This window comes from Methylocystis heyeri (assembly GCF_004802635.2).
Classification (GTDB): domain Bacteria; phylum Pseudomonadota; class Alphaproteobacteria; order Rhizobiales; family Beijerinckiaceae; genus Methylocystis; species Methylocystis heyeri.
In genome coordinates this window covers 34,636-60,324 of sequence record NZ_CP046052.1, presented here as the reverse complement: position 1 = coordinate 60,324, position 25,689 = coordinate 34,636, and the positions used below count along the sequence as shown (strand labels likewise).

20 protein-coding genes and 2 tRNA genes are annotated in these 25,689 nt (G+C 63.2%); 11 read left to right on the top strand and 11 right to left on the bottom strand.

What is annotated here, in order from left to right; translation table 11 throughout:
- Positions 1–60: 60 nt before the first annotated feature.
- From H2LOC_RS00270 to parC, 7 genes are all read right to left on the bottom strand, one after another.
- Positions 61–135 (bottom strand) — tRNA-Gln (locus H2LOC_RS00270).
- Between the two features lie 103 nt (positions 136–238).
- Positions 239–1,729: a pyruvate kinase gene (locus tag H2LOC_RS00265; protein ID WP_136494568.1), complete on the bottom strand. Its 1,491-nt coding sequence runs from the start codon at positions 1,727–1,729 to the stop codon at positions 239–241.
- Between the two features lie 194 nt (positions 1,730–1,923).
- Positions 1,924–2,610: a ribulose-phosphate 3-epimerase gene (gene rpe / locus H2LOC_RS00260; protein ID WP_246206919.1), complete on the bottom strand. Its 687-nt coding sequence runs from the start codon at positions 2,608–2,610 to the stop codon at positions 1,924–1,926.
- A 58-nt stretch (positions 2,611–2,668) separates the two neighbouring features.
- Entirely contained in the window at positions 2,669–3,739 is a 1,071-nt protein-coding gene (fba, locus tag H2LOC_RS00255) for a class II fructose-bisphosphate aldolase (protein WP_136494566.1), read from the bottom strand.
- A 31-nt stretch (positions 3,740–3,770) separates the two neighbouring features.
- Positions 3,771–5,747, bottom strand: a complete 1,977-nt coding sequence (gene tkt / locus H2LOC_RS00250; protein WP_136494565.1) for a transketolase — start codon at positions 5,745–5,747, stop codon at positions 3,771–3,773.
- Between the two features lie 9 nt (positions 5,748–5,756).
- Positions 5,757–6,632 (bottom strand): phosphoribulokinase, encoded by an 876-nt coding sequence (locus H2LOC_RS00245; RefSeq protein ID WP_136494564.1) that lies wholly within the window; start codon positions 6,630–6,632, stop codon positions 5,757–5,759.
- 256 nt (positions 6,633–6,888) lie between these two features.
- Complete coding sequence (parC, locus tag H2LOC_RS00240) at positions 6,889–9,150, bottom strand: DNA topoisomerase IV subunit A (protein WP_136494563.1); 2,262 nt, start codon at positions 9,148–9,150, stop codon at positions 6,889–6,891.
- A gap of 693 nt (positions 9,151–9,843) precedes the next feature.
- Between parC and H2LOC_RS00235 the strand changes: the two genes are divergently transcribed.
- The gene (locus tag H2LOC_RS00235) at positions 9,844–10,098 is read left to right on the top strand and encodes a hypothetical protein (protein ID WP_136494562.1); all 255 of its coding nucleotides are present in this window, start codon (positions 9,844–9,846) and stop codon (positions 10,096–10,098) included.
- A gap of 307 nt (positions 10,099–10,405) precedes the next feature.
- Here H2LOC_RS00235 and H2LOC_RS00230 read toward each other — a convergent pair.
- A tRNA-Val gene (locus tag H2LOC_RS00230) sits at positions 10,406–10,480 on the bottom strand.
- Positions 10,481–10,864: 384 nt separating this feature from the next.
- Between H2LOC_RS00230 and H2LOC_RS00225 the strand changes: the two genes are divergently transcribed.
- The 7 genes from H2LOC_RS00225 (at position 10,865) to H2LOC_RS00195 (ending at position 16,791) form a co-directional block, all read left to right on the top strand.
- A complete protein-coding gene (locus H2LOC_RS00225; RefSeq protein ID WP_136494561.1) occupies positions 10,865–11,044 on the top strand; it encodes a YdcH family protein in 180 nt (59 codons plus the stop codon).
- Between the two features lie 444 nt (positions 11,045–11,488).
- Complete coding sequence (locus H2LOC_RS00220; RefSeq protein ID WP_136494560.1) at positions 11,489–12,910, top strand: protein adenylyltransferase SelO; 1,422 nt, start codon at positions 11,489–11,491, stop codon at positions 12,908–12,910.
- A 107-nt stretch (positions 12,911–13,017) separates the two neighbouring features.
- On the top strand, positions 13,018–13,236 hold the full coding sequence (locus H2LOC_RS00215) for a YdcH family protein (RefSeq protein ID WP_136494559.1): 219 nt from the start codon (positions 13,018–13,020) through the stop codon (positions 13,234–13,236).
- Entirely contained in the window at positions 13,233–13,619 is a 387-nt protein-coding gene (locus H2LOC_RS00210) for a hypothetical protein (RefSeq protein WP_136494558.1), read from the top strand. Before H2LOC_RS00215 ends, H2LOC_RS00210 begins: the two co-directional genes overlap by 4 nt.
- Before the next feature lie 237 nt (positions 13,620–13,856).
- Entirely contained in the window at positions 13,857–14,321 is a 465-nt protein-coding gene (purE, locus tag H2LOC_RS00205) for a 5-(carboxyamino)imidazole ribonucleotide mutase (RefSeq protein ID WP_136496922.1), read from the top strand.
- A 3-nt stretch (positions 14,322–14,324) separates the two neighbouring features.
- Positions 14,325–15,410 carry a 5-(carboxyamino)imidazole ribonucleotide synthase gene (locus H2LOC_RS00200; RefSeq protein ID WP_136494557.1) on the top strand — a complete coding sequence of 362 codons (1,086 nt, stop codon included), beginning with the start codon at positions 14,325–14,327 and terminating at the stop codon, positions 15,408–15,410.
- A 76-nt stretch (positions 15,411–15,486) separates the two neighbouring features.
- On the top strand, positions 15,487–16,791 hold the full coding sequence (locus H2LOC_RS00195) for a sensor histidine kinase (RefSeq protein WP_136494556.1): 1,305 nt from the start codon (positions 15,487–15,489) through the stop codon (positions 16,789–16,791).
- 202 nt (positions 16,792–16,993) lie between these two features.
- On the opposite strand, the gene H2LOC_RS00190 is transcribed toward H2LOC_RS00195, so the two are convergent.
- From H2LOC_RS00190 to thrS, 3 genes are all read right to left on the bottom strand, one after another.
- Positions 16,994–19,171: a putative bifunctional diguanylate cyclase/phosphodiesterase gene (locus tag H2LOC_RS00190; RefSeq protein ID WP_162009668.1), complete on the bottom strand. Its 2,178-nt coding sequence runs from the start codon at positions 19,169–19,171 to the stop codon at positions 16,994–16,996.
- A gap of 351 nt (positions 19,172–19,522) precedes the next feature.
- Positions 19,523–20,452 carry a crotonase/enoyl-CoA hydratase family protein gene (locus H2LOC_RS00185; RefSeq protein ID WP_136494554.1) on the bottom strand — a complete coding sequence of 310 codons (930 nt, stop codon included), beginning with the start codon at positions 20,450–20,452 and terminating at the stop codon, positions 19,523–19,525.
- Between the two features lie 480 nt (positions 20,453–20,932).
- The gene (thrS, locus tag H2LOC_RS00180) at positions 20,933–22,885 is read right to left on the bottom strand and encodes a threonine--tRNA ligase (RefSeq protein ID WP_136496921.1); all 1,953 of its coding nucleotides are present in this window, start codon (positions 22,883–22,885) and stop codon (positions 20,933–20,935) included.
- 290 nt (positions 22,886–23,175) lie between these two features.
- Between thrS and H2LOC_RS00175 the strand changes: the two genes are divergently transcribed.
- The 3 genes from H2LOC_RS00175 (at position 23,176) to H2LOC_RS00165 (ending at position 25,624) form a co-directional block, all read left to right on the top strand.
- Positions 23,176–23,739: an HD domain-containing protein gene (locus H2LOC_RS00175; protein WP_136496920.1), complete on the top strand. Its 564-nt coding sequence runs from the start codon at positions 23,176–23,178 to the stop codon at positions 23,737–23,739.
- A gap of 221 nt (positions 23,740–23,960) precedes the next feature.
- Positions 23,961–24,479, top strand: a complete 519-nt coding sequence (locus H2LOC_RS00170; protein ID WP_136494553.1) for a tyrosine phosphatase family protein — start codon at positions 23,961–23,963, stop codon at positions 24,477–24,479.
- A 152-nt stretch (positions 24,480–24,631) separates the two neighbouring features.
- The gene (locus tag H2LOC_RS00165) at positions 24,632–25,624 is read left to right on the top strand and encodes an NUDIX hydrolase (protein ID WP_136494552.1); all 993 of its coding nucleotides are present in this window, start codon (positions 24,632–24,634) and stop codon (positions 25,622–25,624) included.
- Positions 25,625–25,689: the final 65 nt, after the last annotated feature.

The following is a 25,689-nucleotide window of genomic DNA, read 5'->3' as shown; positions in this document are numbered from 1 at the left end:
CTCCGGGTAAAGCGGGACTTTCGCCAAGCGCCGCGCAAGGTATCGGATTTTGAGGATATTTGGCTGGGGCGGGAGGATTCGAACCTCCGTATGGCGGAATCAAAATCCGCTGCCTTACCACTTGGCGACGCCCCAATAGCCTCGCCGCGCGAAGCACGGCTACCCTTAATGCGGGCGGCGCCGCTTCGCAACACCCTTGTCGCCCCGCGCCGCCGGAAGCCAAAAGGCCCCAGCCGAATTAATCCCAGGCGTGCAGGGGCGTATAGCGCGAAAACTTCTTGGCGTGATGCCGGTCCATCCGCGTCAGCACGTCGCGCAGAAAAGCCACGCCCTCGGCGAGATAGGGGCCCTTGTTCAACATGACGCAGTCGGCCCTCTGGGCCATCGCGGCGTCGGTCGCCTCGGCCCGGCTGGCGACGCCCTCGCGCACGAAATTATCGAGCACCTGCGTCGCCCAGACCACCGGAACGTGGGCCGCCTCGCAAAGCCAGAGAATTTCCTCCTGGATCTCGGACAGCCGCGCAAAGCCGAGCTCCACGGCGAGATCGCCGCGCGCGATCATCACCCCGGTGGGATTGTGCAGCGCGGACTGGAGAATGAGCCTGGGCAGATTGCGCAGGGCGAGAGGCGTTTCGATCTTGAGGATGATGGGCTGCGGGGGGCGGTCGCCGCGGCGCGCGCCGAGATGATCCTGAAGCAGCTCGATGTCGGCGGGATGCTGGACGAAGGAGAATCCAACGAGATCCGCATGAGCCGCGACGAAATCGAGATCGGCGAAGTCCTTGGAGGTCAGCGGCGACAGGTTGAGCGCCGTGGTGGGGAAGTTCAACCCCTTCTCCAGCTTCAGGCGCTCCCCCTTGGCGCGCGCGCTGAAAACCTCCAGCTCGACCTGCCCTTTTGCTTTCGAGACGACGCGCGTTCCGATCTTCCCGTCGTTGATCCAGACCTCCGCCCCGATCTCCAGCTGCTCGACGATCTGGGGAAAATTGGGCGCTATGGCGATCGGCCCTTTGGCGGCGGGGTCGACCCTGGCCGCGAGCACGAAATGATCGCCCCTGTGGGCGCGGAATTTCTCCGGCGCCCGCACCGCGACAATGCGGCATTTGGGGCCGGCTATATCCATGAGAATGCGGCAGGGGCGCTTCAGCTTTTCTTCGGCGGCCCGAATATTGGCGATCATCCTGGCCCAGGCGGCGGCGTCGTCATGGGCGCAATTGATCCTTGCGCAATCCATCCCGGACATGATCAGGCGCTCGATCAGCTCGGCGCCGGTCACAGCCTCGGAAGGCAGCGTGGCCATCACCCGGGCGTGAGGCGCCCCCGCCGCGAGCGGCCCGAACAGCAGATCGCAGGCCGCTCGCAGCGCGGATTCGCCGGCCTGCATGAGCCGGTTGGAAGGATAGGGAGCGTCGCCCTCTCCGCACAGCCTGGTGAGCGTCCCCAGCAGCGCGTCCAGCGCCGTGAGCGTCCTGGCTTCGCTGCGGCCCAGCGACGACAATCCGAAGGAGGCGAGCTCGCGCTGAAGGTCGCTGAGGTCATGGCGGCGCAGAGCCAGATAATCGGCGAGGTTGCGCATATCCGCGAGCGTGGGTTCGTTCGCCGCCGTAACGCCCCAGGCGGCCTGCAGGGCCTCGCTGTCCTTCGCCACTTCCTCGCGCAGCCGGCCGACGCGCGTCAGGAGATCGCGCAGTTCCGCAGGAGGGCAGTCAACCGCGATTCCACGATCCATGCGCATTTTCCGCCTTGACGCACATTCCCCTCCCAAAGCGGCTTGTGGAGGAGAACATGCTCGTTCGACAACATCCGGGTCGCGCATTCGAATTCTGGTTCGATCGAACCCGCTCGCCCGCGCGACGGGCGGGTGTCTCCCAGCAATGTGACAAGCGTGTTACATCAGCGAGGCCGCGCCGTTGCGCCGCAAAATCACACCTCGATCGCTCCGGCGGCGGCCGCGGCCCGGCGCAGCTCGGACAGATTCGCAGCATAGCGCGCGCTGTCGCCGCTCCGGAACGCCGCCGAGCCCGCGACCAGCGTATCGGCGCCTGCCTCCACGACGCGGGCGATGGTGTCGACCGAAACGCCGCCGTCCACCTGCAGACGGATGGGACGTCGCCCGATCTTCTCTCTGATGCTGCGGATCTTGGCGAGTTGCGAAGGTATGAAGCTCTGGCCGCCGAAGCCGGGATTGACGCTCATGACGAGAATGAGATCGAGCTCGTCCAGAACATAGTCGACGATGTTCTCCGGCGTCGCCGGGTTGAGCGAAACGCCCGCCTTCTTGCCCAATGAGCGGATCGTCTGCAGCGAGCGATGCAGATGCGGTCCCGCCTCGGAATGCACGGTTATGATGTCGGCGCCGGCCTCGGCGAAGGCCCCGATATAGGGGTCGACGGGCTCTATCATCAGATGGACGTCGAAGGGGATCGCAGCATGCGGACGCAACGCCTTCACCACGCCGGGGCCGAAGGTGATGTTCGGCACGAAATGGCCGTCCATCACGTCGAGGTGAATCCAATCCGCCCCTGCGGCCGCCACGTCCCGCACTTCCTGTCCGAGCTTCGAAAAGTCGGCCGAAAGTATGGAGGGCGCGATTACGATGTCGTTGTTCACGGCAGGCTCCGGGGCTGCGCGCGGGCCCGTGGCGAAAAAACCGCGGGCCCGTTCTTCATCACTTTCCGGCGATGTGGGGATCGAGCTGGCCGGAAGCATAGCGCTTGGCCATTTCGGCGAGCGGAATCGGCTTGATCTTCGAGGCCTGTCCCGCAGTGTTGAATTCTTCGTAACGCTGCCTGCAGACCTTGACCATCGCCTCCTGCGCCGGCTTGAGATATTTGCGCGGATCGAATTCGCCCTTGTTCTTGCCCAGCGTGGCGCGGATCGCCGCAGTCATCGCAATGCGGCAATCGGTGTCGATGTTGATCTTGCGCACGCCGAACTTGATGCCGCGCTGAATCTCCTCCACCGGCACGCCCCAGGTTTGCGGCATCTCGCCGCCCGCGGCGTTGAAGGCGTCCTGGAGCTCCTGCGGCACCGAGGACGAGCCGTGCATGACGAGATGCGTGCTGGGCAAGCGGCGGTGAATTTCCTCGACCACCTTCATCGCGAGGATCGCGCCGTCGGGCTTGCGCGTGAATTTATAGGCGCCATGCGAGGTGCCCATCGCTATCGCCAGAGCGTCGACCTTGGTCTTGGCGACGAAGTCGGCGGCCTGGGCCGGATCGGTGAGCAACTGATCATGGCTGAGTTTGCCCTCGGCGCCGTGACCGTCTTCCTTCTCTCCTTCGCCGGTCTCCAGGGAGCCGAGAACGCCCAGCTCGCCCTCGACCGAGGCGCCGACCCAATGGGCGAAATCGACCACGTTCCTGGTCACCGCGACATTGTAGGCGTAGTCCGCCGGCGTCTTGCCGTCCGCCTTGAGCGAACCGTCCATCATCACGGAGGAGAAGCCGAAACGAATGGCGCTGGCGCAAGTGGCTTCGCTGTTGCCGTGGTCCTGGTGCATCACGATGGGAATGTCGGGATACATGACGACCAGGGCCTCGATCATCTTCGCGAGCATGATGTCGTTGGCGTAGGAGCGGGCGCCGCGGCTCGCCTGAATGATGACCGGCGCATCGACCGAGGAGGCGGCCTCCAGCACCGCGAGCCCCTGCTCCATATTGTTGATGTTGAAAGCGGGCACGCCGTAGTCGTGCTCGGCGGCGTGATCAAGCAGTTGTCGCAAGGTGACGAGCGCCATCTTATCCAATCCTCTCCCGTTCGGCCTGTTGTTAAAGTAGCGCGGCGGCGGCCTGCGCCACAGTCTGCGGCGTTATATTGAAATGCTCATAAAGCGCTTCGGCGGGTCCGCTCGCGCCAAAATCGCTCATCCCGACAAAAACTCCATTTTCGCCCAGCCAGCGGTCCCAGCCGAAACGCACGGCGGCCTCCACGCCGACCCGCGGCGCCGAGCCCAGCACTTGCGCGCGATATTCCGCGGGCTGGGCCGCGAAAAGCTCGAAGCTCGGCATCGACACGACCGCGGCGCGCTTTCCGAGCACGTCCAGCAATCTGGCGGCTTCCAGAGCGATCGCCACCTCGGAGCCGGTGGCGAGCAAAGTGACGTCGCGCCCGCCCGACGGCTCGATCAGGACATAGGCGCCCCGCGCGGAGAGATTTTCGTTCACCGGGCGATCCAGCGTCGGCAGATTCTGGCGAGAAAGGCTGAGCGCGGAAGGCGTCTCTTTGGCGGCGAGCGCCAGTTCCCAGCATTCCGCGGTTTCGATCGCGTCGGCGGGACGGAAGACGTTGAGATTGGGCAGAGCCCGCAGGCTGGCGAGATGCTCGACGGGCTGATGGGTCGGACCGTCCTCGCCGAGACCGATGGAGTCGTGGGTGAGCACATAGATCACCCTCAGCTTCATCAGCGCCGAAAGCCGGATCGCGCCGCGAGCGTAATCCGAGAAGACCAGAAACGTGCCGCCATAGGGCGCAAAGCCGCCATGCAGGGCGATGCCGTTCATCGCCGCCGCCATGCCGAATTCGCGCACGCCGTAATGGATGTAGCGGCCCGAGAAGCTCTCGGGCCCGACCGAGCCCATGCCTTTGGTTATGGTGTAATTGGAATGAGTCAGATCGGCCGAACCGCCGATGGTGGCGCCGGTCGCGCCGTTGATGACGCCGAGCGCCATCTCGGAGGATTTGCGCGTCGCCAGCTTCGGCTTGTCGCGCGCGAGCTCCTCCCGGAAGGTCGCGAGAGGCCCGGCGACATCCGCGGCGACGTCGCCTTTCAGGAATTCCTCGAACTCTCCGCGCCTGCCCGACGCCTCCAGGCGCCGCCTCCAGTCCGCATGCGCCGGAGCCCCGCGCCGGCCGGCCGTGCGCCAGCCTTCCAGGAGCGGGGCGGGGATTTCGAACGGGTGATGGCCCCAGCCCAGCGCCTCGCGCGAGGCCGCGACTTCGGCCGGACCCAGCGGCGCGCCATGCGCGCTCTCCTTGCCCTGCTTGTTGGGCGCGCCGAAGCCGATGATGGTCTTGCAGGCGATCATCGAGGGTCGCGGGTCGGCCTTCGCCGCGGCGATGGCCTGCGTGATCTGGGCGAAATCATGCCCGTCGACCTTCTGGACATGCCAGCCCGACGCCGCAAAGCGCGCGGCCTGATCGGTGGAGGTCGAAAGGCTGGTCGGCCCGTCGATCGAGATTTCGTTGTCGTCCCAGAGCAGGATCAGCTTGCCGAGCCGCAGATGTCCGGCGAGATCGATGGCCTCGTGACTCACGCCCTCCATCAGGCAGCCGTCCCCGGCGAGGACGTAAGTGAAGTGATCGATGAGATCGTCGCCGAAGCGCGCGGCCTGAAGGCGCTCCGCCATGGCCATGCCCACCGCCATCGCCAGGCCCTGCCCCAACGGGCCCGTGGTCGTTTCGATGCCCGGCGCATGGCCGTATTCGGGATGCCCGGCGGTCTTGGAGCCGAGCTGGCGGAAGTTCTTCAGATCCTCGATGTCGAGGCCGGGATAGCCGACGAGATAGCCGAGAGCGTAAATCAGCATCGAGCCGTGCCCGGCCGAAAGGACGAAACGGTCCCGGTCGGGCCAATGCGGATCAGCGGCGTCGAACTTCAGGAATGACCGAAACAGAACGCTGGCCACATCCGCCATGCCCATCGGCATGCCGGGGTGGCCGGATTTGGATTTCTCCACCGCGTCCATCGCCAAGGCGCGAATGGCGTTGGCGTCTTCCCGGCTGGTTTCGAGGGGCTGATTGGACATGGTGCTTCCTTAGCTCAAGCTCTTGCGGCGCTTTACGAGATCGAGGATCCTCGGCGTCAGAATGAGCTGCATTGCGAGGTCCAGCTTGTTTCCTGGAATGACGATGGAATTGGCGCGGGACATCCAGCTGCCGGCGATCATCGTCACGAGATAGGGAAAGTCCACGCCCCGAGGATCGCGAAATCGGATCACGACGATCGACTCGTCGGGCGTGGGTATGGAACGCGCGACGAAAGGATTGGAGGTGTCGACCGTCGGCGCGCGCTGGAAATTTATGTCGGTTTCGGAGAACTGCGGGCAGATGTAATGCACGTAATCGTGCATGCGCCTCAGAATCGTCTCGGTGACCGCCTCGGTGGTGTAGCCGCGCGACTGCCGATCGCGCAGCAGCTTCTGGGTCCACTCCAGATTGATGACCGGCACGACCCCGATCTTGAGATCGGCGTAGCGGGCGACATTCACGTCGTCGGTCACCACTGCGCCGTGAAGTCCTTCATAGAAGAGCAGATCGGTGTTGGGCGGCAGTTCCTGCCAGGGCGTGAAAGAGCCCGGAGGGGCCCCGAAGATCGCCGCCTCGTTCTCGTCGTGAACATAGTGACGAAAGCGGCCGGCGCCGGATTCGCCATACTCCCGGAACATTTCTTCGAGATCGGAGAGAAGATTGGCCTCGGGGCCGAAATGGCTGAAATGGTGATTGCCTCCGGCGTGGGCGTCCTGCATCACCCGCTTCATCTCGTCCCGGTCGAAGCGATGGAACGAGTCCCCCTCGACATAGGCCACCTCGACGCGCTCGCGGCGAAAAATCTGCTCGAACGTCTGCTTCACCGAGCTCGTGCCCGCTCCCGAGGAACCGGTTATCGATATTATTGGGTGCTTGGCTGACATGGCGGGTTGATCGCAAAGCTGGGGTGGGTTGGCTAAAGGCCTCGTGCGTCGCTCGGAAGGCAGGCTCGGGATCGGGGCCCCTGGAGCATGCCGTTTCAACCGGATGCGCCGCAACCTCCAACGCTCTGCCGCACGAACCAGGGAGAGCGCCGAAGCCGCCGCGCCGACCGCCCGAAGGCGGCGCGGATTTCTTGCACGCCGCGCCCTCGGCGCGCAAGGCCCGTCTAGCGCGCTTTCCGCAGGTTCGAGCGCCGCTTCACCCGAATCTGTTGTTCTTTGGAAAGCCGCGAGGCGGCAACCGGCCGGCTTCGGCCCTGTGGCCCAGCCATTCCGCCAGCTCGGCCTCGGGCACGGTGTGGGTGCGCCCGGAAGAATCGGTCCACTGCAGTCCGCCGGCCAGCTTGAACGTCTTGGCGTCGGCGACGCCGCCGTCCTTGTAGCGCTGCATCCGCACGCCCTTGCCGCGGGCCATGCGAGGCGCCTCCTCCAGCGGGAAAATCAACAGCTTGCGATTCTCGCCGATGATCGCCACATGATCTCCCTCCGCGGGGGCGACGATCTTCAGCCGGGCGGGAGCGTCGATATTGAGGGCCGCGCGCCCCTTTCGGGTCGTGGCGATGAGATCGTCCTCGCCTACGACGAAGCCTCGACCGTCATCGCCCACGAGCAGCAGCGACGAGCCCGGCGCATGCGGCATGACGCGGACAATGTCGGCGTCCTCGTCGATATCGGCGAGCAGCCGTATCGGTTCGCCATGCCCGCGACCGCCCGGAAGCTTGGCGGCGTCGAGCGTGAAAACCTTGCCGTTGGAGGCGAAAGCCAGAATCTTCGAGGTGGTCTGGGCGAAGAAGGCCGCGAGCAGTCCGTCGTCGCCCTTGTAGGCCAGGCTCGACACATCGGCGACATGCCCCTTCAGCGAGCGAATCCACCCCTTTTGCGAGACGACGATGGTTACGGGTTCGCGCTCGATCATGGCTTCGATCAGATCCACATCCGCCGGAGCGGGCGCATCCTCGAAGGTCGTGCGCCGGCGACCCAGCGGGGTTTGCGGCCCGAAGGTCTTTTTGAGCTCGCGTATCTGTCCGGTGATGGCGCGCCACTGCTTCGACTCGTCGCCCAGGAGCCCTTCGACCTCGGCGCGCTCCTCGAGCAACTCGGCGCGCTCCTTGCGCAACTCCATTTCTTCGAGCTTGCGCAGGGCGCGCAGGCGCGTATCGAGAATGTAGTCGGCCTGGAGATCGCTGAGCGCGAAGGTGGATTTCAACACGCCTTTGGCGTCGTCTTCCTCGCGAATGATCCTGATCACCTCGTCGAGATTGAGGAAGACGACGATCATGCCTTCGAGCTGCTCCAGCCGCCGCATGATCGCGGCCAGCCGGTGACGCGACCTGCGAAGCAGCACCTCGCGGCGATGGTCGAGCCATTGCCGCAGAGCCTCGTCCAGCGAGACCACCCGCGGCGTCACGCCGTCGACGAGAACGTTCATGTTGACCGAGAAGCGCGTCTCCAGCTCCGAAAGCTTGAAGACCGTCTCCATCATCAGGGCCGGATCGACGTTTCTGGCGCGCGGCTCCAGCACGATGCGGATGTCTTCAGCGGATTCGTCGCGGATGTCTGCGACCAGAGGGAGCTTGCGCTCCATGACGAGGTCCGCCAGCCGCTCGATCAGGCGCGATTTCTGCACCCCGTAGGGGATCTCGGTCACGACCGCGACCCAGCCGCTGCGCGGCAGCTCTTCCTTCGTCCAGCGGGCGCGCAGCCGGAATGAGCCCCGGCCGGTGCGGTAGGTCTCGACGATGTCTTCGCGCTTGTCGACGACGATCCCGCCGGTGGGGAAGTCGGGCCCCTGAACGAATGTGAGCAATTGCTCCGCCGTCGCGTGGCGATGGGCGATCAGATAGAGCGCGGCGTCGCAAAGCTCGGCGAGGTTGTGAGGCGGCACGGAAGTCGCCATGCCGACCGCAATTCCCTGCGAGCCGTTGGCCAGAAGATTAGGGAGCGCCGCCGGGATGACGACAGGCTCTTTTTCCTCACCGGAATAATTGGGCTTGAAGTCGATCGCGTCGTCGTCGATCCCCTCCAGCAGGAGCCGGGCGACAGCGGTCATTCGCGCTTCGGTGTAGCGATAGGCCGCGGCGGAGTCGCCGTCGACATTGCCGAAATTCCCCTGACCGTCGACCAGCGGATAGCGCGAGGAAAATTCCTGGGCCAGGCGGACCAGCGCGTCGTAGATCGCCTGATCCCCGTGAGGATGAAACGAGCCCATGACGTCGCCGACGATTTTCGCGCATTTCTTGAAAGGCGCGGCGGGATCGAGCCGCAGGACGTGCATGCCGTAGAGAATGCGCCGATGCACCGGCTTCAGGCCGTCGCGCGCATCCGGCAGGGCGCGATCGGTTATGGTCGAAAGCGCATAACGCAGGTAGCGCTCCTCGAGCGCCTTGCGCAGTTCGATAGGCGCGACGGCCGTGTCTTCTCCGGAGCCGCCGCCCCGGGATTGAGCGCCCTTTTGCGCCATTTCGCCAACCTCCCTCGCGAAGAGTTCCACGCCCCGCCCGAACCGGCGGGCGCGGAGTCTTTCCTAACAGGGAAAGACTCCAGGCTTTTGTTTCGGCGCGTTTCCCACCGGACGGTGTCGCCCGGCCGTCGAGAAATCACGCCAGTCGAAAAGTCGGAGCGAACGCCCGTCGAAAAATCCGCCGATTTTTCCCCAACCGGTTCCCAAACCGTCCGATTGCAGGAAATCCCGTCTTGAACAAGGAAGGATCAGGGGCTTTTCGCCGGACTGATTCGTTTTCCCGTTCATTCGCCAGTTGTATGGAGCGGAGCGCTCGACGCGCAAGCCGGATATCGTCGCGCCCACATGCGCGCGGCGGCGGCGTTGGGCCGAAAGAACCCCTTGCGCTCGACGGCGGCCCGAAAGTTCTTCCATCGGGATGGCCGGCGCTGGGACGCCCTCCGACCGGAGGGGATCGTCCGGCCGATCGGAAATCGCTCCTGATCACAGAGTTGGGCCGCATTCTTATCGCAAGAGCATGGCTGCGGCTGCGAAAATGCGCTCTAAGCGAGCGGCTCGGCGGCGTTTTTAATTTTTTAGCGAATTTTCGGCTATTTTTCGCTTGTTAACCCCTCGCCGAGTCGCCTAAAAGCCACCGCGCCGCACTACAGCCGCGTATTTAGCGTCGCCCCCAAAAAAATAGAGTCGCAAGACATGAAATTCGGGTTCCCCGCTCTTGTGTTTGTTGTCGCCATAGTCGCCTGCACCGACTTGGCGAGCGCGCTCGACGCCTCGCTCGTCTCCGCGGAATCCCCGACTACCTCCCGCCAGGACGCCAGCCAGATCTCCAACGCGCCGCGCAATGTGGCCGCCAGCGCGTCATGCCGGGAAGTGGATGTGGCTCTGGACGAGGGATACGAGATCAGCAGCCACGAAACCCGCTATCAGTGCGACGAGCGCGTTCCCTGAGCAGAGCGGCTTCTCGCTTCAGCTGCCGACGGTCGCCGATATGATGAAGCGCCCCGACCGTCCCCGTGACGGCGGGGCGCTCGCATTTTGAGAGGTTGAACCGCTGAGGCGAGAGAAGAGGCGAAGTCGGCTAAGCGCTTTGATCTGCTGCGCGGTAGGCGGCGTCGATCCTGGCGGGCGATGATAGGGCTGAGACGGAAACCCGCCGCGCCGAGAGGTAAGAACTCTCTGCCGCCGGCGCGGCGTTTCAGCGCCTGGCGCCTCATGGCGTCTTCGGCTCGCGTCTAAAACCCGCTTATTGTTTAGATGGTGGGCGCGACAGGGATTGAACCTGTGACCCCTTCGATGTCAACGAAGTGCTCTCCCGCTGAGCTACGCGCCCGGGCGCCTTGGCGGCTGCCGGTGTGAAGGGGCGTATAAAGGCTCGCTGCACATTGCGCAAGCGTTTTTAACAAAATCATCTCCTGCCGAAGACAAAAAATCGGCAGGGCGACGCCACGCCGGCGCCATTGTTAAAGAGAAGCTCAAATGACGTCATCTGCATGATAAAAAACCTTCATTCGGCCGCTCGGCTTGGCCTTGCAGGACAAAATAATTCTGTCACACTGCAACGGCTGGACGCTTTCGTCCGGTCTGGCGCGCTTTCCGTTCCCGGGCCTGCGTGCGAGAGAGGAGAGGATCGCGCCTGATTTGTAAGCCGGAGCGCACTCACGCCGCACAGCCTTTCGGCTTCCGTGGCGATGCGTTCGAAGCAGGGAGGTTCCCGATGTCCTTACAAAGCCATATCGTCGAGCTTGAGCGCCGTCATGAGGCGCTGGAAAAGGAAATCACTCAGGAACAACTTCACCGGTCTATGGACGAGCAAAAGATTCACGAGCTGAAACGCAAAAAGCTTCTCATCAAAGACGAGATTTCCAAACTCAAACAGACCGAGACGCTGCATTGACCCAAAACCCGGCGCCGGCGCGCTTACCGCCCGAGCGTTAGAAAATCGAGCCGAGAAAGTCGCAACGCATTCTTGTCGCAAAAAGTGTCGAGCTTTCGACATTGCGCTTTGTCGGCGGCCAGCCAGGGCGGGGAGAGATCTCCGCCTTTTGGCTTCTTTGAAGAGCGCCTTCCACAAATACCCGGCAGGGTTTTGCATTGCTCGCCCGCCGGCTCCCGGCGCTTCTCCCGAGGATCGGACCATCTGTCCGATCTGAAGCCGACCGCCCCCCTTGCCCTCGCTCGACTGGCGCGCGAAATGCTTCTGCGGACGGAGAGCGTGTCGCAGAGGCCGATCGGCCGCCGCAACAAGATCCGTCCCCGTTTTTCCAGCTCCGGCGCGATTTCCTCGCCAGGCCGTCTTCGGCCGAGCAGGCGGCGCCGGGCTCGTTCAGGCTCCCGCTTCATGCCCGTATCCCGGCTCTATCGTCCCGAAACTCTTCACGGCTCCCTCGGCGAGAGCTTTTTCGACGAGGTCGAGCCCGCGGCGTTTCCCCGGCACGTTCTGCGCTTCCGGGACCAGCGCTGGGCGCAGCGGATCGGTCTCGAAACCCTGGACGACGAGGAGTGGATCGCCCATTTCGGCAAATTCGAGCCCCTGCCGGATTCATTCGCGAGGCCGCTTGCGCTCCGCTACCACGGACACCAGTTCCGGACCTACAATCCGGACCTCGGCGATGGGCGAGGCTTTCTTTTCGCCCAGGTCAGGGATCACGAAGACGGCCGACTGCTCGATCTCGGCACGAAGGGCAGCGGCCAGACGCCCTGGTCGAGGCGCGGCGACGGACGCCTGACCCTGAAAGGCGGGGTCCGGGAGATTCTGGCGACGCAGATGCTCGAAGCCATGGGCGTCGATACGTCCAAAAGCCTCAGCCTGATAGAAACCGGCGAGCAGCTGATCCGGGGCGACGAGCCTTCGCCCACCAGGTCGAGCGTCCTGGTGCGGCTCTCCCACTCCCATATCCGGATCGGGACCTTCCAGCGGCTCGCCTACCTCGAAGACAAGGCGGCGATCGAACGTCTGCTGGACCATTCCATCGCCCATTATTTCCCCGAGATCGCCGGCGAGACGCCCGGGCGGCGCGCCGCGTCCTTTCTCGAAAAGGTGACGGAACGGGTAGCCCGCCTCGCCGCGAGCTATATGGCCGCGGGCTTCGTCCATGGCGTGCTCAATTCCGACAACATCAACATAACCGGCGAAAGCTTCGATTATGGGCCCTGGCGCTTCGCCCCGACCTGGGACACCCGCTTCACCGCGGCCTATTTCGACGAATCGGGGCTCTATGCTTTCGGGCGCCAGGCCGGCGCCATAGGCTGGAATCTGGCCCGGCTGGCCGAATGCCTCCTGCCCATGACCGGACTCGCCGCAGCGCAATCGGCCATAGACGCCTATCCGGACCTGTCGCGGCGGGCCTTTCACGAAATGCTGCTGCGCCGGCTGGGGCTCGTCTCGCAAGGCCCCGATCGCGATGCGAATCTGGCCTCCGCTTTCGTCAAATTCCTCATCGCCTCGCAGGCCCCCCTGGAGCAGGCGGTGTTCGATTGGCGCGGCGGACTCGCGAGTTCCTCGCGTGCGCGGCGGAGCCCGGCGGCGCCTCATTATGAGACAACCGACTTCCAGCCTGTGCGCGAGGCGCTGGACGGTTTCGAGCCATGCGCCACGGCCCGTCTCGACCATCCCTATTTTTCGCGGGAACGGCCCTGCTCCATGCTCATCGACGAAGTCGAGACGATATGGACCGCCATATCCGAGCGGGACGATTGGGGGCTCTTCTACTCGAAACTCGGGCAGATCTCGGAAATGCGCGCGGCCTGCAAGGCGGAATGAAGTTCGGGCTTGCTGGCGCGGCATGTCGAACGAGATAATATTATTTACGATTCTGGCGGATTGACGCACATTCGCTCGCATTCGGGCGACGGCGCGGGCGGCGATTGATGAACGATAATCGAAACGAAGCGGAACGAGCTGCAATGCGCGCGGAAGTTGAGCGCCTGCGGCTGGAACACCATGATTTACAGGCGGCTATCGACGCCCTTCTCGCCCTCGGCGGCGTGGATCAGCTTCAAATCCAGAGGCTGAAAAAGCGCAAGCTTCTGCTGCGCGACCGCCTGCAGCGCATCGAAGACGAGATAACGCCCGATATCATCGCATGAAGCTTCCAGAACCGGGCGAAAGAAGCTTTACACCTGAAAACGTCCGAATTCGGGATGGCATGGCGATTGAAGCGTTAGCGGCGGGACGTCGCCGCCGGCTCGTTTTGAGACAGGCAAGCGGGCGTCCGGCCACAGATAAGGACGCTTCAATGCCGCGGATGTTCGTCTCGCTCAACGAATCCTTCGCCTCGTCGCAGGCCTCCGCGACCGGCCGTCGCAAGGTCCGCGGCATCGCCAACGCCGCCGCGCTGCTCGAACAAAACGACGGCGGGCCCGACAAACGGATTTCCCTCTGGTCGATCGGATTGACGGGCTTTTTGATCGCCCTGGCAGGCGGTTGTCTGGTGACGGCCCTGGGGACGGCGATCCACTTCCCGCACTAGCGCTCCATGGGAATAAGCTACGCAAATTCAATGAATTAGAGAGATTCTGCGGTCGTCTTTCCCATAATGTGCGCCGGACCGCGTTGCGCAAGGGCCGACCGGCGTCGGCGGATTTTAGCGTGAGCCGGGTCGAGTGGCGGCTTGCATGACGAAGCCTCTTCGGCTATGGCGCAAGCCTTCATCTTCCAGCCTGCCGGAAACGCCGTGTCCAAGTCCGCAACTCCAGTCGCCGTCATCATGGGGTCGCAATCCGACTGGGCCACGATGCGACATTGCGCCGAGACGCTCGACGCACTGGGCATTGGACATCAGGCGCGCATCGTTTCTGCGCACCGCACTCCAGACCGGCTGGTCGCCTTCGCCAAAAACGCCGAGAGCGAGGGCTTCGAGATCATCATCGCCGGAGCGGGCGGCGCCGCGCATCTGCCCGGCATGACAGCCGCCATGACGCCCCTGCCCGTGCTGGGCGTCCCCGTGGAATCCGCGGCGCTGTCCGGGATGGACTCGCTTCTCTCCATAGTGCAGATGCCTGGCGGCGTCCCGGTCGGCACGCTGGCGATCGGGAAGGCGGGAGCCGTCAACGCCGCTCTCTTCGCAGCCGCCATTCTCGCGCGCAACGACGCCGGGATTGCAGAACGTCTTTTGGAGTATCGTTCGCGGCAGACCGACAATGTGGCGGCGACGCCAAGCAGTGATGGGTGAAGAATGCTCGAGCCAGGCGCGACCATAGGTATCCTGGGCGGCGGTCAGCTGGCGCGGATGCTGGCCATGGCGGGCGCCCGGCTGGGGCTCAAGAGCCACATCTTCTCCCCGGCGGCGAGCGAACCGGCGTTCGACGTCTGCGCAGCCCGCACCATCGCGGCCTATGAGGATCAGGACGCGCTCGGCAAATTCGCCGACAGCGTCGACGTCGTGACCTATGAATTCGAGAATGTCCCGGCGGCGACGGCCGATTTTCTCGCGGCGCGAAAACCGGTGAGGCCCAACCCCCGGGTTCTCGCGCTCACTCAGGACCGCCTGATCGAGAAACGCTTCGTCCAGAGCCTCGGGATAGAAACCGCCGAATTCGCGGATGTCGCCGACGCCGGCGCTCTGGCGCGCGCAGTCGCGAGGCTCGGGCGTCCGTCCATATTGAAGACCCGCCGGCTCGGCTACGACGGCAAGGGCCAGATCATGCTCCAGGGAGGCGCCGATCTCGCGGCCACCTTCCGCGCACTGGGCGGCGTTCCCTGCATTCTCGAGAGCTTCGTCCCCTTTGCGAAAGAAATCTCGATCGTGGCGGCCCGTTCTCTCGACGGCGAATTTCGCGCCTTCGACGTTTGCGAAAATGTGCACGAGCACCATATTCTCGCCACCACGACGGTTCCCGCCGGGCTTGCGCCGGAGACCGCGGCGCAGGCCGCCGATATCGCGCGCAAGATCGCCGAGGCGGCCGATTATGTCGGGATTCTGGCCGTGGAAATGTTCCTGATAGAGCAGCAATCGGCTCCCACAGAGCGGCTGGTCGTCAATGAAATCGCGCCGCGGGTTCATAATTCCGGGCACTGGACCATCGACGGGGCGTCGACCTCGCAGTTCGAGCAGCATATGCGGGCGATCGCCGGATGGCCGCTCGGCGAAACCCGGCGCCACGGGCGGGCTGTCATGAAGAACCTGATCGGCGAAGACGCCTCCAGGTGGCGCGAGATTTTGAGGGAAAAAGGCGCCTGCCTTCACCTATATGGAAAAACGGAGATCCGGCCGGGGCGCAAGATGGGCCATGTGACCTATGTCGTTCCGGAGACGAAATAGGTCGTTCGTCGGCGGCTCTCGATCGGGAGCAGGCGACGAGGCGCGCGGAACGCGCGAATGAAGGGAGTCGTCGGGAGTGAGCTTGTTCAAGCCGGCCGCTGGCATGGATGAATATATGGTTCTCCCGCGAGCCATCCTGTCTTTTGCGATAGGGGGCGGATTTCTGAGCGGCGTGATTCTGATGAGGCTCGGACTGCCGATCGTCGCGGTCCCCGTCTCTGTCCTCGCCTATATGCTGGCCGCGGCGGCCGCCAGCCTTTATTCCAACCCGCGGCCGGGCGCGCTCCTGCCCAGGCGCTCGAGATTGAGCGACGATCTGGAGCTGTATTTCTCCAGAATCTCCCGGCCGACGCGCTATTTGGTCGCTGTAGTCCTGAGCGCGCTGGGCATTGGGCTCAACCTGGCGCTCGACACGGATCCGCGCGAACACGCCTATATCTCCCTGGCTGCGCCGATTATCCTCAGCGCGTTGTTGTTCGGCTATGAAGCGGCGTCTTTCGCTTTGCTCCTGGCCTGTGCCGCCAGCCTCTATTTCTTCATCCCTCCCAGATTCCACTTCGGCTTCGACGATCCACGCGACGTCGGCCATTTATGCGAGTTCAGCGCCTTCGTTTTTCTCAGCTCATGGGTCCTGAAATCGATGTTCGAAGGCGCCGCCACGCCGATAAAGGCCAGTGCGGCGGCAAAACCCTCGCCGATCGCATATGAGGAAGACCAGTTCGAGCTGACGTCATTGAGCCGGCGCCTCGCCTCCAGCGAGAGAAAATGCGCCGAAGCTGAAGCTCGCTACGACGAACTCCGCCACAGGGTGAAAAACGAATATCAGGCTTTTTTATCCCTCGCCGCCCGCGAAGCCGAGATGAGCCAGAACCCGGAACAGTTCGATCGCTGGATTCTGAGGCTGCGCAACGCCGTAGAACTGCATAGGCTGCTCGATGACGAAGCGGATGAAACCGTGCCGATGGCGACCTATCTCGCGAGACTCTCGGAGTCCATGAGAAAGACCTTCGATGGGCGCTTAAAGGTCGAATCCCGAGTGGAGGCCGATATCGGCCTGGATCGGCGCCGAGCGCGGAGCCTCGGACTGATTTACATGGAGGCGGCGATCAACGCGCTGAAATACGCCTTTCCGGGGGACAGCGCGGGCGCGATGAGATTACGGTTGACGAGATCCGGACCCAATCTCCTGCTCACCATAGCCAATGACGGGGCCGACTTCGATCCAGCTTCCGCGCAGCCTGGATTCGGCTTCACGCTCATCAAGGAGACTGCCGCCAGTCTCGGCGGCGCGCTGGCCTGGGAAAGACCGCCTCAGGGCGGAGCCTGCCTGCGCGTGATATTCCCCTCCGGCGAACCGGCCCTCAACCGGGCGGAAGGCTGAAAAAAGGCAAGCGCGTCCGACGACGCTCTCGGACGATAAGCAACCGCCTCGCGATCGCTGCAGGGCCGGCGCAGCGGCTCACCCCTCGAACCCCTCTGCGTGGGCGCCTCAGAGAGTAAGGGGCCCGGTTCTATCGACAAGCGACTGCGAGCCGATCCGCTCCATGGAACTATCGCTGATTCCGGGACGCTTCCGCATCCTTTCAGGCGGCGCGCCTCTGCTGCTCCGATATATGGCGGGCCGGCTCCGGCTTCCCGAACAGCCATCCCTGACCACGGTCCGCGCCGAGCGATTGGATCGCCAATTTTTGCGCCTGCGTCTCGATCCCTTCGACAACGACGATCATGTCGATGCGTTTTGCGAGCGAGCAAACCGCTTCGACCACGGCGTAGGAGGTCGTGTTGAAGGTGATGTCTCTCGAGAGCGATTGATCAATCTTGACGATCGAGAGCGGGAGCCGGCTCAGGTTGGAGAGCGAAGAATAACCCGTGCCGAAATCGTCGAGAGAAAACTTGATGCCCAGGGCCTTCAACCGCTCGATCGTGCCCAAGGTGGACTCGAATTCGTCGATGAAAAGGCTTTCGGTGATTTCCAGCGTAAGCCGCCGCGGGTCGAGACCCGTGCTGGCGAGCGCGCTTTCGACGCATTGCATGAGGACGCCCGGATTGCGGAACTGCAAAACCGAGACATTGACGCATACACTGGTGTCGTCGCGCCAGGACGCGGCGTCCGCGCAGGCCTGGCGGATCGCGAAACAGCCGAGTTGTTCGATGCGGCCGGTCTGCTCCGCAATGGGAATGAAGGTGCTCGGCGACACATAGCCGCGGGTGGGGTGGCGCCAACGCATCAGGGCTTCGTAGGAGACCGCCTTGCCCGTGGCGAGATCGTATATCGGCTGGTAATGGAGCTCGAAAGCGCTTTCCGCCGCCGCCGCGGCGAGATCGGCCTCGAGGCTGACGCGCTCGTTCAGTTCCGCAGCCATGCTCTCGTCGTAGATCACCGTGCTTCCGCGACCGCTCGCCTTGGCGCGGTAGAGCGCGATGTCCGCGTGCCTGAGGACGGCTTCTGGCGTCGTGGCATGCAGGGGGGCGAAGGCGATGCCGATGCTGGCGCTGATCCGGACGGTGTTGTTGCCGAGGGAGAACGGCTCCTTGAGAGCCGACGTAATCTCCTGCGCGATGGATAGAGTGGCGTCAGGATGACTGACGAGGTGGATGGCGGCGAATTCGTCCCCGGCCAGCCTGCTGATGATCGCTTCGGTCTCCTTCTTGCGATGCAGCCGTTTGGAGACCTCGACCAGAAGTTCGTCGCCGATTTCATGCCCCAGAGTGTCGTTGACTCGCTTGAAGCCGTCGAGATCGACGTAGAAAACCGCAAAAGCGGGCCCACCGCCGGCGAGCGCGTCGAAAGCCCTCGACAAGCGCAGGCCGAACTCGTGCCTGTTCGGCAGGCCGGTGAGAATGTCGAAGCGCGCCAGCCTCTCGATCTTCGCCTCCACGGTCCTGCGCTCGGTGGCGTTCTCCGTCAACATAAGAACACCCCCTTCAAGAGCGGGGGTGAAGCTTACGACCAGATTCATGCCGGAATAGGTGACGAGTTCGATGTTCGAAGGTCGTCGCTCCTTCAGGCTTACCTGGCAGGCGTGGAACAGGGACAGGGCGTCGGCCCTGGAGATCAGGCGCGACTTGACGAGATGCCTCTCCGTGGCGGCGAAAGTCTTCTGAATGGACGGCTCTCGTAGCGAGAAGAGAGAATAGTGCTGCTCATTGGCGACCGCGAGATCGAGATTCTCGTCGAACATCGCCAGTCCGTGCGGCATGGTGTTGATGGCGGCGTCGAGGGTGAGGTTTTGAAGGTGAAGCTGGCTAGAAAGCCGATCGGCGGTTTTCTTGGCCTCAATCAGCGCGACGAGATTGCGGTGGACGCTCCATGCGACCACGCCGTTTCCCGCGATGAAAAGTATTCCCGATAACCCGACATAATTGTAATACCTGTCGCCAGACCCCATCAGCGCGAGGCAAAACGGCGCCATGATCGTCAGGATTTGAACCAGCACGAATTTGGGGCGGGCGGCGTTTCTCGCGACATAGGCGGAGGCCAGAGCGACGTTGTACGCCACGATCGTCAAATGCACCGACGCGCTGGCCGTCTCTGCGATCGCGAAATAGCCTGTTGCGCCGAGAGCGGCGCTCATGGCCGTAGCGCCCAGCACGAACTCCCTATCCCAGCAACGGGTGGTCGCCTCATCCTCGCCGGTGTGGTCCCTGCTATGATATCTGACCAGGGTGCAAAGCCGCAGGGCGCCGATCAGCAGCGAAACGAAAAACAGCAGCTCGAATAAATTGTCTCCACTCGCCTGCCAACAAAGATAAGGAAGCAAGCAACTGCAGACCAGCCCAAGAATCAGGGATGCGGGAGAAGCAAAGAGAAAAGCAACCAGGTTTCTATAGCTCGCTAAATCTTTAACAGACACGCCGGCCTCCCGATACGCGCTATGTAGATAGCCGCGCAACGAAAAAAGCCCAACGGTAAACCTAGCGGGTTCGGAATTCGCTGAATGCATTACTTGGCCACCGCCATGGGAACGGAAAGTCCGTCGCTCAACGGTATCGACAAAAAGTAAAGACGCCGTAACCGAATAAAATGCAACCCAACGAGGAACGCTCGCGCTTGCTAGAGCCTGTTCCCAAAAAGTGCGAAGCGGTTTTGGGAACAGGCTTCGTCTTTGGCGCTAGGCCCCCGCGAAGGTGTATTGCAATATGCGCTCCTGAGCCTGAGCCAGCCGCTGCATTCTCGATATCTGCATCGGATTGAGACGCATCATGCTGTCCGCCCACATCTGGGCCAGTGGCTTGAGTTCTTCCTCGAAATTGCCGGCCACACGGTGAAACGCCGTATAAAGCGAAAGCCTTGCGGAATGCATCGGCAATGTTTCCGCGGCGTAGGACCGCACCCAGTTTCTGCCTTCGCCTTCCGGCACGACGGCGTCCAGCGCGCCCATCCCTTCGAATTGTTCGGCCGTGAACTCTTTTGCCGAAGTCAGAATCCTCTTGGCGGTCCTCTGACCGACCCGCCGCGTCAGCACGCTCACCGCCGTGATCGGGAAATGGTTGAATTTCACCTCAGGGTAGCTGAACATGCTCTGGGACTCGGCCACCACCAGATTGCATGAGCACGGCGCGTCTATGCCGCCGCCGAAAGCCTTTCCCTGAACCACGGCCAGAGAGATAGCGGCCCCGCGCAGGCTGGAAGCGCTCCAGCAGACCGCCTCCACCGAGGCGCGGGCGTATTCGTGCAAGCCGGCGCGATCGCCCCGGGCCAGACAATCGAGGTAGAAATCGAGATCTCCGCCGAGCGTGAGAATCGGACCGTCGCCGCAAAGCACCACGAAACGCACCGGCGAGGACGCGTAATTTTCAGGCTTGCCCCATAGCGCCCAGATAGCCCTCTGAACGGAGTTCAGGCTATTCAGAAGATCCAGCGTGAAAACCGGTTTCGGCTGGGGACACAACGTCAGCCAGACGGTTTTTATCGCGGGCTCGTAGGAAACTTCGAGTTGAGGGAGCACGCCCGCTTCGCGCCTGATGGCTCCGATCACTTCCTCGGGGCTGAGTTCGCCGCTTTTAGGAGCGGCCAATGTGCCGGTTGAAATGGAAGACATATCGCACCTCTTCTTTGAATGAATAGGGCCATGGGTTCGAGAATAGCCATGCTTAAAATTTTGTAAACGCAAAACCTTCAACTTTTCACGAATTTACCGTGCGTTAACCACGACGCGCTCCGGCGGTCTCGCGCGTCTCCGACGTCACCGTACATTAATAAAAAGATATTTTGAGACCGCTACCCGTTGAAACCCCTGGTTTTTCTCCTGCGGGCGCGGGGCTCCGACCGGGGCTGCCCATGCATAAAAATCAGTTCCAACAGAAAGACGGTTGTTTCCATTAAGGTTAATGTCCGCAAAAACGCTGGCCCCACCCGGCTCGCTTGGAGCGCATTGCGACAGCCCCTCGGCCCCGCCTGCGCGAGTTCGCTCCAGGGTCTTTGAACCAGAAATCCGTCATCGCTTGCGCGCCCGCGGAACCCGCGCCGGGAGCCGCGGCGGGGGGAGCGTCGCATCTTCCCCCCGCGCGCCCGACTCAGCTTACGGTTTGAGGTCGGGCGGCGTGGCCTCCGCGACCAGCGACGCCAAAGCTTCGTCGAGCGGCATGGAAGTCTGAGCCTGCGAACCGAGCCGGCGCACCGAAACCGTCCGCTCTGCCGCCTCCTTCTTGCCGACCACCAGCAGCGCCGGAATCTTCGCCAGGGAATGCTCGCGCACCTTGTAGGTGATTTTTTCGTTGCGCAGATCCGGCTCCACATGCAGCCCGAGCTTGCGCGCCGCGGCGGCGATTTCGAGGGCGTAGTCGTCGGCGTCCTGGGTGATGGTGGCGACGACGATCTGCACCGGCGAGAGCCACAGCGGCAGATGACCGGCGTAATGCTCGATGAGAATGCCGGTGAAGCGCTCCAGCGAGCCGAAGATGGCGCGGTGAATCATCACCGGCGTTTTCTTCTCGCTGTCCGCGCCAATGTAGAAGGCGCCGAAACGGCCCGGCAGATTGAAGTCCACCTGCGTCGTGCCGCATTGCCATTCGCGGCCGATCGCGTCGCGCAGCGTATATTCGAATTTCGGCCCGTAGAACGCGCCTTCGCCAGGGTTGATTCCGGTCTTCACGCGACCGCCCGACGACGCTTCAATGTCGGCGAGCACTTTCGTCATGATCTCTTCGGCGCTGTCCCACAATTCATCCGCGCCGACGCGATGTTCGGGCCGCGTCGAGAGCTTCACCAGCACGTCCTCGAAGCCGAAGTCGCGATAGGTGGAGAGAATCAGCTCATTGATCTTCAGGCACTCTTCCGCCATCTGCTCCTGCGTGCAGAAGATATGCGCGTCGTCCTGGGTGAAAGCGCGCACGCGCATCAGGCCGTGCAGCGCGCCGGACGGCTCATAGCGATGCACAATGCCGAATTCCGAGAGGCGCAGCGGCAGATCTCGATAGGACTTCAAGCCATGCTTGAAGATCTGAATATGGCCAGGACAGTTCATCGGCTTGATCGCGTAAAGGCGATCTTCGTCGGTCTGATCGCGCGCCGGTTGCGAGACGAACATGTTCTCGCGGAACCATTGCCAATGACCGGAGGTCTCCCACAGCGTCTTGTCGAGCAGCTGCGGCGCATTGACCTCGTTATAGTCGAGCGACAGGCGCCGGCGCATGTAGGCGATGACCTTCTGAAACATCACCCAGCCTTTGGGATGCCAGAAGATCGCTCCCGGCCCCTCCTCCTGGAAATGGAACAGATCCATTTCGCGACCGAGGCGGCGATGATCGCGGCGCTCGGCCTCCTCGAGGCGGTGCAGATAGGCGTCGAGATCTTCCTGTTTGGCGAAAGCCGTGCCGTAGATTCGCGACAGCATCGGCCTGGTGTGGTCTCCGCGCCAATAGGCTCCGGCCACCTTCATCAGCTTGAAGGCTCCGCCGATCTTCGCGGTGGAGGGCATATGGGGCCCGCGGCAGAGATCGAGCCAGTGGCCCTGCTTATAGATGTTGAGCTTTTCGCCGGCGGGAATCGCATCGACCAGTTCGCCCTTGAAGGCTTCTCCCTTGGCGTGGAAATAGGCGGTCGCCTGCTCGCGGCTCCAGACTTCCTTAACGATGGGTTCGTCGCGCGCGACGATCTCGCGCATCTTCTTCTCGATTGCGGGAAGGTCCTCGGGCGTAAAAGGCGTATCCCGGTGGAAATCGTAGTAAAAACCGTTCTCGATCACGGGACCGATGGTGACTTGCGCGCCGGGAAAAAGTTCCTGCACCGCCTCGGCCAGCACATGGGCGGCGTCGTGTCGGATCAGCTCCAGGGCGCGAGGGTCTTCGCGGCCGACGAATTCGATTTTGGCGTCGCGGTCCAGCGGGCTGGCGAGATCGCTCAGCACGCCGTCGATGGTCATGGCGACGCTGCGCTTGGCGAGGGACGGCGAAATGCTCTTTGCGACATCGAGGCCGGAAACGCCCGGCTCGAACTGGCGTGCGGCTCCGTCGGGGAAGGTGACCGAGATCATCATGTGCTCCTTTTTGCGCTCAATCGCCGATGCGAGCCGGCGTAAGTCGCGTGCCGTCCACTGGTCGCGGACCGGCCAGTGAATAGGGAGCAGGATTCGGATTGGCAAGAAAAACCCGGGCGAAACGCCGGCGGAGCAGGCGCCGGCCGGCGCCGACGTCGGCTTCCGCTCCGCCGAAGGCGGGATAGCGGCTTCCTTCTCCCGCGCGCCCCGGCTAATGGAGCCTTCTGGTTGGGAGAAGTCTTTTGCACGCATCCAAGAAGCCTGTTCCGCCGCGCGCCTGGCAGCGCATGCTCTCCGGGAGGCGGCTCGATCTGCTCGATCCGTCGCCGCTCGACATCGAGATAGAGGACATCGCCCATGGCCTCGCCCGCGTCGCGCGCTGGAACGGCCAGACCCATGGCGATTTCATCTTTTCCGTGGCGCAGCATTGCCTGCTCGTGGAAAAAATCGCCGCATCCCTGGAACCCTCGCTTTCCCGGGAGGATCGCCTTTTCATGCTGCTTCACGACGCGCCTGAATATGTGATCGGGGATATGATCTCTCCGTTCAAGGCGGCGATCGGAGAGGCGTATAAACAGGTGGAAAACCGGATCCTTACGGCCATACTGCAGCGTTTTTCCCTTCCGGCGACGCCCTCGCGCCGCACCTTGCTGCTATGCAAAAAATCCGACCGCGCCGCCGCCTTTCTGGAGGCGACGAAGCTCGCCGGCTTTACAGAACCGGAAGCCAGGCGCATCTTTGGCGGCCCCGCGGGGTCGAACGACTTCGCCGAGCAGCTTTCCCCCCTTCCGATCGAGGCGGCGCAGGAGCGCTTTCTCGAACGGTTCAGGCGGCTGGAAGGCGGGAGCTAGCATCCGCCGGCCTCGAAGCGTCGGTCGCGCGAGCGAGGCTCGGATCAGCGGATGCGCCAGAAACGCGAATATGCGAGAAGGACTTTCCGATATCTGCGCGTTTTCGGTTCGCATGGTGTCTCCGGAGCGGCTGAACGCCGCGAGATCGGCGAACCGAAGGCGCTCTCCGGACGAAGGCCGGGGCGCGGTTTCGCGGGGCGTTTTTTAAGGTGAGCGACAAAATGAAGTCAGGCTGTCTCTATGTCTGCCCCTTGCGCAAGGTGGTGGATACGGTGAGAACGACCGGCGCCCGCTCGCTGGTGACGATTCTGACCGCAGGAGCCTCATCCCTGCGTCCGAGCGAAATCGAGCCCCCTCGCCATCTGCGCCTTTCCGTCTCCGACATAGAGACGCCGCTGGACGGCCATATTCTTCCGGGAGCGGAACATGTGGAGAGCCTTCTCGCTTTCCTGCGCAACTGGGACCGGGAACAGCCGCTGGTGATCCATTGCTACGCCGGCGTGAGCCGTTCTCCCGCCGCCGCCTTCGTCGGCGCCTGCGCCCTGGAGCCGAGCCGTTCCGAACTCGAAATAGCGCAGAGCCTGCGCCTCGCCTCGCCTACGGCCACCCCGAACCGTCGTTTCGTAGAACTGGCCGACAGGCTGCTCGGCAGACAGGGACGAATGGTGGAGGCGGTGGCGGCGATCGGCCGCGGCGCGGACTGCTTCGAGGGGACGCCTTTCGCCATGGAGCTCGGCTGAAGCGCATCGTCGCAGGCGCCCGTTGCGAGGCGAATGCGGGCTCCCTGCGCTCGATCCGTAAAAAACGCCTCGACTTTTCCGATCATTCGCGCTCGCCGGCGCCTTGCGATAGAAGAAGATCGCGCAGCGCGATTTCATGGATTTCAAGTGTCGTGAGCCTTGCTGAAAAAACCTCGACCTCCCGCGCGGCGCTGCCGCTGGCGATCGGCCTGACCGCCGCAATCGTCGCCGCCCACGACGACGATCCGCTCATTCTGACGGTTCCCGACTCTTCGGAGTCCCTGGCCGCCCTGCCGTCGGGCGAGTTCGACCCGCTGCGGCACAGGACGTTCGAAATCGCCCTGCGCGATTTCGTGGCCCAGCAGACCGGCGCGCCGATCGGATACGTCGAGCAGCTCTACACCTTCGGCGATCGGGGACGTCACGCCCGCTTCGGCGACCGGGACCCCCATATCGTTTCGGTGGGTTATCTGGCCTTGACGCGGCTCACCGATCAACAGGCGGCGCGGATCTGCGGCTACAGGCCCTGGTATTCGTTCTTCCCCTGGGAAGACCTCCGCCAGGGGCGGCCGGAAATAATCGAAACCACCATTTTGCCCGAGCTGCGCCGCTGGGCGGACGAAGCCCCGAACGAATTTTCATCTTCGGGCCTGACCCGCAGCGAGCGGCTCAATCTGCTGTTCAAGCCGCAGGGACGCGACTTCAACGAGGAGAACGTCCTGGAGCGCTACGAGCTTCTCTATGAAGCCGGCCTGGTCGAAGAAGCCCTGCGCGACGGGCGCGAGGCGGCGAGGCGCAGAGGCGCGCTGCCGCCCCTCGGCCTCGCGATGCGGCACGACCATCGCCGCATCATGGCGACCGCGATGGGACGGCTGCGCGCAAAAATGAAATACCGCCCGGTGATTTTCGAATTGATGCCCACGCTCTTCACCCTGACAGAGCTGCAGCGGACCGTAGAGGCGATTTCCGGCCGGCATCTGCATAAGCAAAACTTCCGGCGGCTGGTCGAAAGCTCGGCGATCGTGGAGCCGACAGGCGAGATGTCGCTCAAGACCGGCGGCCGCCCGGCGGCGCTGTTCCGCTTCAGGCGCGAAGTGCTTCAGGAACGCCCGGCCCCCGGGCTGCGGGTCGGCGTAGGCGGCTGATCCGTTAGGAATTATGGCGGCCATGGCCGCGCCGCCGCCTCAAAAATCCCTGTTTTCGCGTCTAG